Here is an 8,243-nt window from a genome sequence, read left to right on the forward strand (position 1 = left end):
TCTCGTCGTTGCGAGAAGCGTAGGGTCTTTCTTATGTTGAAGAGCTGACAATGTCGCTGGGTCAGACCTCATTATTCGCCGACGCTGATCTTCAGGCCGGCCGCTATAGCAAAGGGTGTCAGGGTTACCGCCAGGGCGGTCAGGCTACCAAGCCACAGGAGGTAACCGCTCGCCGGCATGCCCATGAGCGCGGCCTGCAAGGCGCCGCTGCCCAGGATCAACACCGGGATATACAAAGGCAGAATCAGCAGGGCCAGTAACAGGCCACCGCGCTTCAAACCGACGGTCAACGCTGCGCCCACGGCCCCCAACAGGCTGAGCACCGGCGTACCGAGCAACAAGGACAGCAGCAGCACCGGCAGGCATTCGACGGGCAGGCCCAGCATCATCGCCAGCAGCGGCGAAAGCAAGACCAGCGCCAGGCCGGAAAAAGCCCAGTGTGCCAGCACCTTGGCCAAGACCAGAAGTGGCAAAGGGTGTGACGAAAGGACCCACTGTTCCAGGGAGCCGTCTTCGAAATCACTGCGAAACAGCCCGTCCAGCGAGAGCAGCACCGATAATAGCGCCGCGACCCACACCAGGCCTGGGGACAAGGTTTGCAACAGTTTAGTCTCGGGGCCGACCGCCAGCGGAAACAACGCGATCACGATGGCGAAGAACACCAGCGGGTTGGCCAATTCGGCGGGGCGACGGCACAACAGCCGCGCTTCGCGGGCCACCAACAGGGCGAATACACTCATGCAGACCACCGCCCCAGGTCGAGGTCACGGTAACCGGCGGGCACACGCGTGAGGGGGTGGTGAGTGGTCAGTACGATCAAGCCGCCCTGCTCGCAGTGTTGGGCCAGGTGCTCTTCCAACTGGGCGACGCCTTGTTTGTCGAGGGCGGTGAAGGGCTCGTCGAGAATCCACAGCGACGGGCCCGGCAAGTACAAACGTGCCAGGGCCACGCGGCGCTGCTGGCCGGCCGACAGGGTGTGACAGGGAACGTCTTCGAAACCCTTGAGGCCGACGGCGGCCAGGGCTTGCCAGATGGCGTCGCGGGAAGCCGGATGATGCAGGGCGCTGAGCCAGCTGAGGTTTTCTTCGGCGGTCAGCACGTCTTTGATACCGGCGGCGTGGCCGATCCAGGTCAGGTTGCGCGCCAGTTCGCTGCGTTGCTCGTTGAGGGGCCTGCCGTTAAGCCGCACAACACCGGCCGTCGGCTGCATCAAACCGGCGAGCAAGCGCAGCAAACTGGTCTTGCCACTGCCGTTGGGGCCGCTGATTTGCACCATGTCGCCGCCCGCCAGACGCAGTTCGAGGTGTTCGAACAGCAGGCGCAGGTCGCGCTCACAGGCAAGCGCTACGGCTTCAAGAAGAGGGCTGGTCAAGAGATCGCGGGCCTTTACGGTTCAAGTCGGCGGTGCAGCGGCCGTTATAGAAAGATGCACAATAACGGCTTTGGCGACCGATTTTAGAGAGCTGGATCAAATAGTTGTGCGTTTTTTAGCGCTCTCTTTGCAGACGGGCGGCATTATACATGCGATGCCCTACTCTAAAGAGGGCAATTTCCCCAGAGACGACGTGCGCGATGACCGGTGAGATCAACCTTCCTACGCTTGCACCCGCCCCGGCAACCGGACCTGCTCCGCTGCCCGCGACCGGTGAACTGCTGAAACTGCTCGAACCGCAGATCGGCTTGATTGACCCTGGGAAAACCGCGAATGCGCAAGTCATCGGCCTCAAACAGGGCGGTGAGGCCTTTCAGTTGCTGCTCAAGCTGACCCTGGACGGTGGCCGCCAAACCCTGGTGCAGGCCAGCAGCGCGCAGCCGTTGCCGCTGGGAAGCAACGTGGCGGTGAGCCAGACGCCAGCGGGCAACCTGACCCTCAGCTTGCAACAAGCCATGAGCGCCAATGTGGCCGCCCTCACCCGCATCGACACTCAGCAGATGCCGGTGGGCACGCTGCTGCAAGCCAAGGTGCTGACCACTCAGATGTTGCCGCAAGGCACGGCGCAACCCGCGATCTACCGATCACTGGTAACCGTGCTCAATAACGCCCTGGCCGGTGCGACGCTGACCGTGGAAAGCCCCCAACCCCTGCGGGTGGGCAGCTTGCTCAGCGCCGTGGTGCAGAACGCGCAGACCTTGAACTTTGTGCCCTTGAGCGGCCTCAAGGACCAGCTTGCCGTGACCCAGCAACTCGCCACCCAGCAAAGTCGTCAAGGCTCGCTGGATGCCGTGTTCACTGCCCTCCAGAACCTGCCGCGTGGCGACAGCACCTCCGCCGACCTGCGCGCAGCGGCCGACCGACTGCTGGCGGCCTTGCCCGACCTGGCGCAAGTCAGTAATCCCAAGGTGCTGGCGCAAGTGGTGCAGAACAGCGGCGCGTTTCTGGAAGCCAAATTACTCGCCGGTCAAAACCCGCAAGTGCCGCCGCTGGACATGAAGGGCGCCCTGCTGCGCCTGGTCGCAGATTTATTGCCCGCCCTGCCCACCAGCACCAACCTCAATGCCATCCTCGCCGCCAATACCCTGGCCCAGGTGATGCCGAACTTTGTGCGCAGCCCGCTGAACACCCTCGGCCAGGTCAGCGCCCGCCAAGCCCCAGCGAGCTTCCCGCTGCCCGAGCGGCTGATGGCGAAACTGGAAGGCGAAGGCGACCTGGAGAACCTCCTGCGCCTGGCCGCCGGCGCCATCTCCCGGCTGCAGAGCCACCAGCTGTCGAGCCTGGAACAAACCGGCACCACCGCCGATGGCCGCCTGCAGACCACCTGGCAACTGGAAATCCCGATGCGCACGCTGCAAGACATCGTGCCGCTGCAGGTCAAGTTCCAGCGCGAAGAGCCAGCGCCGGACAAGGACCAACCCGAACGCAAAGACAAGAAAGACCCGAAACAGATGCTTTGGCGCGTTGAGCTGGCCTTCGACATGGAGCCGTTGGGGCCATTGCAGGTTCAGGCACAACTGACCCAGGGCAAACTGTCCAGCCAGCTGTGGGCCTCCCGGCCATTCACCGCCAGCCTGATCGAAAGCCATTTGGGTAACCTGCGCGAACGCCTGGTGACCTCGGGGATCAACGTCGGCGACCTCGATTGCCACCTCGGCACACCGCCACGCGGGCCGAAAACCGGACTGGAGCAACGCTGGGTGGATGAAACCGCATGAAGAACACCAGCCCACCGCGCCAGGCGATTGCACTCAAGTACGACGGCCAGCAGGCGCCGACCCTGACCGCCAAGGGCGACGATGCCCTGGCCGAAGCGATCCTGAAACTGGCACGGGAAAATGAAGTGCCGATCTATGAAAACGCCGAGCTGGTCAAGCTGCTGGCGCGTATGGAACTGGGGGACAGCATTCCGGAAGAGTTGTACCGCACGGTGGCCGAGATCATTGCGTTTGCCTGGACGCTCAAAGGCAAATTCCCGGTGGGCTATGACCCGAATGCGGGACCGGTGGAGCGCGATGTGACTGAGCGTGGGGACGACTACTGAGTTCTCCCAGACCAACAAAGATCCAAATGTGGGAGGGGCGGTGCGACGATTCGACTTGCTCCCGATGGCGGTGTGTCAGTCAGCTCATTCATATCTGACACACCGCCATCGGGAGCAAGCCCCCTCCCACATTGGGTTTTGTAATCAGTTCAACACTTCACTCAGCGGAATGAAACTGACCCGATCACCCATCTCCAGTGTCGTCCCCTCCCGCACCTCCACAAACCCCTCTGCCCACGCCGCGCTGCGCAGCACGCCGGAGCTTTGGTTGCGGTAGATGATCGCCTTGCCCTGCTCGATGCGCCCGCGCAGGTACTCACGACGGTTGCCCGGCTTGGGCCAGGTGAAGCCCACTGGCACTTCGAAACGCAGCGGCTCTACATCCGCCACACCTTGGCGGCGCAGCAAATAAGGCCGGGCCAGCAGCGCGAATGTCACCAGGGTCGAGGCCGGGTTGCCCGGCAAGCCGATCACCGGCACACCCCGGAAGTGCCCGAAGGTCAGCGGCTTGCCCGGCTTGATCGCGAGTTTCCACAAGGCCAATTCGCCCTCTTCGCGCAATGCGATGCCGAGGAAATCCGCCTCGCCCACCGACACCCCGCCGGTCGACAGGATCAGGTCGACCGCGCCCAGGCTCGCCAGACGGGCACGGGTCTGTTCCAGGTCATCGGGCAGGATGCCGGCATCGATGACCTCACAGCCCATGCGCGCAAGCCAAGAGCACAGCACACGGCGATTGCTGTTGTAGATCTGCCCCGGCCCCAGCGGCAAGCCGGGCTCGATCAACTCGTCACCGGTAGACAGCACGGCCACTCGCGGGCGGCGGATCACGCTCAGGCTGGCGTGCCCCAGGGACGCGGCCAGACCCAGTTCGATCGGGCCCAGGCGTGTTCCGGCGCTGAGCACCAATTCGCCAACTGTGGTTTCCTGGCCTTGCGGGCGGATGTTCTGGCCTGCCTGCAACGGCTCGCTGAAGCTCACGCGTTCATCGGCGTGGACCACGGCATTTTCCTGCATCTCTACGCAATCCGCGCCTTCCGGCACCGGCGCACCGGTGAAGATGCGCGCACAGGTGCCGGCCGCCAAGGGTAGCGGCGCCTGGCCGGCGAAGATGCGCTGGCTGACCACCAGCGGCTCACCGGCCCAGTCCGACAGGCGCAGGGCATAACCGTCCATGGCGCTGTTGGGCCAGGGCGGCAGGTCCAGGGTGGAGATCAGGTCCTGGGCCAGCACGCGGCCGTCGCACTCGGCCAGCGGCAATTCATTTTGCTCACGGATCGGCGCGGCTTCGGCCATGTCGAGCAATTGGCGCAACGCCTCTTCCACCGGCATCAGGGCGCCGGTCTTGCCAGGCTTACCCACGGGATTCACAGGGCTCGGCCTGCTTGAGGTGCGGTACGAAATTGCACGGGCGATGACGGTTATCCAGTTGCTCGGCGAGGATGCCATCCCAGCCGGTACGCACCGCGTTGGTCGACCCCGGCAGGCAGCACACCAAGGTACCGTTGGCCAGCCCGGCCAAGGCGCGCGATTGCACGGTGGAGGTACCGATATCGGCCACGGAGATTTGACGGAACAGTTCGCCAAAGCCGTCGACCTGTTTGTCCAGCAGGCAGCTCACGGCTTCCGGTGTGCTGTCGCGGCCCGTGAAGCCGGTGCCGCCGGTGATCAGCACCACTTGCACCACGTCTTCGGCGATCCAGTGAGCCACTTGGGCGCGGATCTTGTAGAGGTCGTCCTTGAGCAGCACGCGCTCAGCCAGGTGATGACCGGCGGCGCTCAGGCGGTCGACGAAGACCTGGCCCGAGGTGTCGGTTTCCAGGGTGCGGGTGTCGCTGACGGTCAGTACAGCGATATTCAGGGGTACGAAGGGCGCATCTGCCTTGGCTTTCATGGCACGGTCCGGTTGTCGAAGGAACAGCCCGGTGTTATATCACAGGGCCCTGTTTACCTGCCGCTGCGGAACCACCATGTCGCTCGATTCTTCGCCCCTGCCCTGTTCGATTTTGCTGCTGGCCGGTGGCCGCGGCCAACGCATGGGCGGCCAGGACAAAGGCCTGTTGCACTGGCGTGGCCAGCCGTTGATTGCCCATCTGCAGCACCTGGCCCGGCCACTGACGGATGACCTGATCATCTCCTGCAACCGTAACCACTCACAGTACACGCCCTACGCCGACCAGCTGGTGAGCGACGGCAGCCCGGACTTCCCCGGCCCGCTCGCTGGCATCCGCGCTGGCCTGGCTGCCGCGCGGCATGCGCATTTGCTGATACTGCCGTGCGACGTGCCAAACATCGACGTGGGACTTCTTGACGACCTGCGTGAGACTGCACGCCAGCACCCCCGGTTGCCGGTGATGGTGCGCCAGGGTGAATTCTGGGAACCCTTGATCTGTATCATCCCGACCTGCCTGCAAACTCAGGTAGAACAGGCATGGCACGCCGGGGAACGCAGCCCGCGCAGGGTTTTTCTGCAACTCGGTGGCGTGGGCCTGGAGTGCCCGGCGGATGACCCGCGCCTGGCCAACCTGAATACACCTGAGCTGTTGCACCCCGGGTCTGGCGTGTCAGAATGAACCTCGCACAAGGAACTTTGTCGGGGCCTAGCGCGTCAACAAGGTCAGCCATTTAAAAGAATTCTCTCGGAGACACACTCATGACTCAACGGACCATCGCCGCTCTCATGCTTGCACTGGGCCTCGCCACCCTCGCCGGTTGCGCTTCGCCGACAGTGATCACCCTGAATGACGGTCGCGAAATCCAGGCCGTCGACACGCCTAAATTCGACAAGGATTCGGGCTTCTACGAGTTCGAACAGTTGGACGGCAAGCAGACCCGTATCAACAAGGATCAGGTCCGCACCGTTAAAGACCTGTAAGCCTCAAGCGTTTGCCAACAAGGCCCGCCTCGCGCGGGCCTTGTTGTTTGCGCGGGTTACCAGTCGAGGCTGATGCGGCTGCGAAAATCGCGTTCTTGCCCGGTGACCGGGTCGATAAAACGTACGCCCTGGGCCAGCAGTTTCAGCGGGTTGGCGTAGTCATCCACGGCATCCTTGATCACCTGGGGGTAGAACGGGTCGTTGCAGATGCTCGCCCCGAGCGCGCTCATGTGCACGCGTAGCTGGTGCTTCTTGCCGGTCACGGGGAACAAGCCGTAACGCCACAGACCGGCATTTTTTTCGCGTACTTCCAAGGCGGTTTCGGTATTACTGACGCCCGCGCCTTCCTGCATGCGAAAGAACGGCTCGCCCTCCACCAGGCGACTTTTGTGCACCAGGGGAAAGCTCAGCCCAGGCAAGGCCGGGGCGATGGCTTCGTAAAATTTATCGATCTGGCGCGTCGGAAACAGCTGCTGATAAGCCGAACGGCTGGCCGGGTTGGCGGAAAACAACACCAGGCCCGCCGTGTGCCGGTCGATGCGATGCAGGGGCACCAGCGAGGGGTTGTCCAGGCGACGAATCAAGCGACGCAGCAGGGTTTGCTCGACGTACTCGCCGGCCGGCGTCACGGGTAGAAAATGCGGCTTATCGGCCACCACCAGGTGCTCGTCGGCGTACAAGATGGTTTCCTGCACCGGGATGACCTTTTCGTTCGGCACTTCGCGGAAGTAGTAGATGCACAGGCCTTCCTTGTAGGCCAGGTCCAGGCTGATCGGGCTGCCGTTGATATCCAGTACCCGGCCACGGGCGATGCGGTCCAGCCAGTGTTCGCGGCTGATCGCCGGGAAGTGTTCGCACAGGCACTGCAACACCGTGGCCCACGGGCCAGGTGGCAAATACAGGGTGCTGGCCTGGTGCTGGGACGCGGAAAAACCGGAACTGGACATGACGATGCTCGACGCCTGGAAAAACAGGCGGGCATTATCCCGCATGGAGCGGGATTGAGCCTAGGGCGGATCTCAGGGCTTGGCCAATTCGGCCCGCAGAATAGGCGACGCACTGGCAGCCTCGGTGAACTCCTTGAGCCAGCGCAATACATCCACCGCCTCCCAGCGGCCAGGGTCGTACAACGCGTACAACAAGCCCTGGTAACCCACCACATCCAATTGCTTGTGGTAGCCGGCGCGTTGGAACAATGCCTCGATCTCCGCAAAGCAGGTGTTGAAATGCACTTTGCTAAAGGGCGTCTTGCCTTCCGTGACCAAGCCATCCAGGCGCAGCTCGTTCACCGCGTTGCGCACCACGTCGGCGGACATGCGATTAACGCTGCTTTTCAGTTGTTCGACATTCACCACGAGCGTTCCCTTTATTCCATCACTGTACAAACATACAGTAACTTAATATTTAGAAACCCGCTATCGGATAAACCTTAACGAAGGAAGGAAACCACCTGCTCGGTGTCGAACGGCCAGTCCAGTTCCGCCCCCGTGTCCACCCGGCGCAGCACCGGAATCCGCAGGCCGTAGGCCTCGGTCAGGTCGTCGGGGTCGGTGATATCCACCAACTCCACCAGCAACCCGTGCTCGACGAGCGGCATGACTTCAGCTTCGGCAATTTCACACAAATGGCAACCCAGGGTACCGAACAACTGGCATTCAGGAAGCATGGCGAGGGCCCTGATCAGGAAGTAGACAAACATTCTAAGCCCGACAAAAACCCGTGGCGAGCGGGCTTATTGTGGCGAACGGGCTTGTAGTGGCAAGCGGGCTTGCTCGCGCTGGGGCGCGAAGCGGCCCTAAAACCTGGCACCGCGTTTCTCTCTGGAGGGAAGTGGCGGGTCTCCAGGGGCCGCCTCGCAGCCCCACCCTGGTGAGACCGCTCGCCCCAACAAA

Annotated in this window: 11 protein-coding genes; 4 read left to right on the forward strand and 7 right to left on the reverse strand. The window is 62.8% G+C overall.

The features are described from left to right. Positions 1-71: 71 nt before the first annotated feature. Positions 72-740 carry a heme exporter protein CcmB gene (ccmB, locus tag GIW02_RS21400; protein WP_101268034.1) on the reverse strand — a complete coding sequence of 223 codons (669 nt, stop codon included), beginning with the start codon at positions 738-740 and terminating at the stop codon, positions 72-74. Next, positions 737-1,372, reverse strand: coding sequence for a cytochrome c biogenesis heme-transporting ATPase CcmA (gene ccmA / locus GIW02_RS21405; RefSeq protein ID WP_236412542.1), 636 nt, complete (start codon positions 1,370-1,372; stop codon positions 737-739). The genes ccmB and ccmA overlap by 4 nt, the downstream gene beginning before the upstream one ends. Positions 1,373-1,572: 200 nt before the next feature. Between ccmA and fliK the strand changes: the two genes are divergently transcribed. Further along, a complete protein-coding gene (gene fliK, locus GIW02_RS21410; protein WP_236412540.1) occupies positions 1,573-3,150 on the forward strand; it encodes a flagellar hook-length control protein FliK in 1,578 nt (525 codons plus the stop codon). Further along, on the forward strand, positions 3,147-3,476 hold the full coding sequence (locus tag GIW02_RS21415; protein ID WP_236412538.1) for an EscU/YscU/HrcU family type III secretion system export apparatus switch protein: 330 nt from the start codon (positions 3,147-3,149) through the stop codon (positions 3,474-3,476). The genes fliK and GIW02_RS21415 overlap by 4 nt, the downstream gene beginning before the upstream one ends. 144 nt (positions 3,477-3,620) lie before the next feature. On the opposite strand, the gene GIW02_RS21420 is transcribed toward GIW02_RS21415, so the two are convergent. Both GIW02_RS21420 and moaB read right to left on the reverse strand, forming a co-directional pair. Then, the gene (locus tag GIW02_RS21420) at positions 3,621-4,847 is read right to left on the reverse strand and encodes a molybdopterin molybdotransferase MoeA (RefSeq protein ID WP_236412536.1); all 1,227 of its coding nucleotides are present in this window, start codon (positions 4,845-4,847) and stop codon (positions 3,621-3,623) included. Next, positions 4,831-5,370 carry a molybdenum cofactor biosynthesis protein B gene (gene moaB / locus GIW02_RS21425; protein WP_236412534.1) on the reverse strand — a complete coding sequence of 180 codons (540 nt, stop codon included), beginning with the start codon at positions 5,368-5,370 and terminating at the stop codon, positions 4,831-4,833. Before moaB ends, GIW02_RS21420 begins: the two co-directional genes overlap by 17 nt. A gap of 76 nt (positions 5,371-5,446) precedes the next feature. Between moaB and mobA the strand changes: the two genes are divergently transcribed. Both mobA and GIW02_RS21435 read left to right on the forward strand, forming a co-directional pair. After that, positions 5,447-6,049, forward strand: a complete 603-nt coding sequence (gene mobA, locus GIW02_RS21430; protein WP_236412507.1) for a molybdenum cofactor guanylyltransferase MobA — start codon at positions 5,447-5,449, stop codon at positions 6,047-6,049. An 80-nt stretch (positions 6,050-6,129) separates the two neighbouring features. Continuing rightward, positions 6,130-6,351 carry a YgdI/YgdR family lipoprotein gene (locus GIW02_RS21435; RefSeq protein WP_016978480.1) on the forward strand — a complete coding sequence of 74 codons (222 nt, stop codon included), beginning with the start codon at positions 6,130-6,132 and terminating at the stop codon, positions 6,349-6,351. 56 nt (positions 6,352-6,407) lie between these two features. Here the strand turns inward: GIW02_RS21435 and GIW02_RS21440 are convergent, their stop codons facing one another. From GIW02_RS21440 to GIW02_RS21450, 3 genes are all read right to left on the reverse strand, one after another. After that, entirely contained in the window at positions 6,408-7,298 is an 891-nt protein-coding gene (locus GIW02_RS21440) for a pseudouridine synthase (protein ID WP_236412560.1), read from the reverse strand. 72 nt (positions 7,299-7,370) lie between these two features. Then, complete coding sequence (locus GIW02_RS21445; RefSeq protein ID WP_236412505.1) at positions 7,371-7,706, reverse strand: transcriptional regulator; 336 nt, start codon at positions 7,704-7,706, stop codon at positions 7,371-7,373. A gap of 74 nt (positions 7,707-7,780) precedes the next feature. After that, positions 7,781-8,017: a glutaredoxin family protein gene (locus tag GIW02_RS21450; protein ID WP_236412503.1), complete on the reverse strand. Its 237-nt coding sequence runs from the start codon at positions 8,015-8,017 to the stop codon at positions 7,781-7,783. Positions 8,018-8,243 lie beyond the last annotated feature (226 nt).

It is taken from the genome of Pseudomonas syringae (assembly GCF_021606685.1).
In the GTDB taxonomy this organism is placed as follows: Bacteria; Pseudomonadota; Gammaproteobacteria; order Pseudomonadales; family Pseudomonadaceae; genus Aquipseudomonas; species Aquipseudomonas syringae_R.

Coding starts and splice junctions, on each gene's coding strand:
- moaB (WP_236412534.1), bottom strand. CDS start 5,370: ATGAAAGCCAAGGCAGATGCGCCCTTCGTACCCCTGAATATCGCTGTA.
- ccmB (WP_101268034.1), bottom strand. CDS start 740: ATGAGTGTATTCGCCCTGTTGGTGGCCCGCGAAGCGCGGCTGTTGTGC.
- GIW02_RS21415 (WP_236412538.1), top strand. CDS start 3,147: ATGAAGAACACCAGCCCACCGCGCCAGGCGATTGCACTCAAGTACGAC.
- GIW02_RS21440 (WP_236412560.1), bottom strand. CDS start 7,298: ATGTCCAGTTCCGGTTTTTCCGCGTCCCAGCACCAGGCCAGCACCCTG.
- fliK (WP_236412540.1), top strand. CDS start 1,573: ATGACCGGTGAGATCAACCTTCCTACGCTTGCACCCGCCCCGGCAACC.
- GIW02_RS21435 (WP_016978480.1), top strand. CDS start 6,130: ATGACTCAACGGACCATCGCCGCTCTCATGCTTGCACTGGGCCTCGCC.
- GIW02_RS21450 (WP_236412503.1), bottom strand. CDS start 8,017: ATGCTTCCTGAATGCCAGTTGTTCGGTACCCTGGGTTGCCATTTGTGT.
- mobA (WP_236412507.1), top strand. CDS start 5,447: ATGTCGCTCGATTCTTCGCCCCTGCCCTGTTCGATTTTGCTGCTGGCC.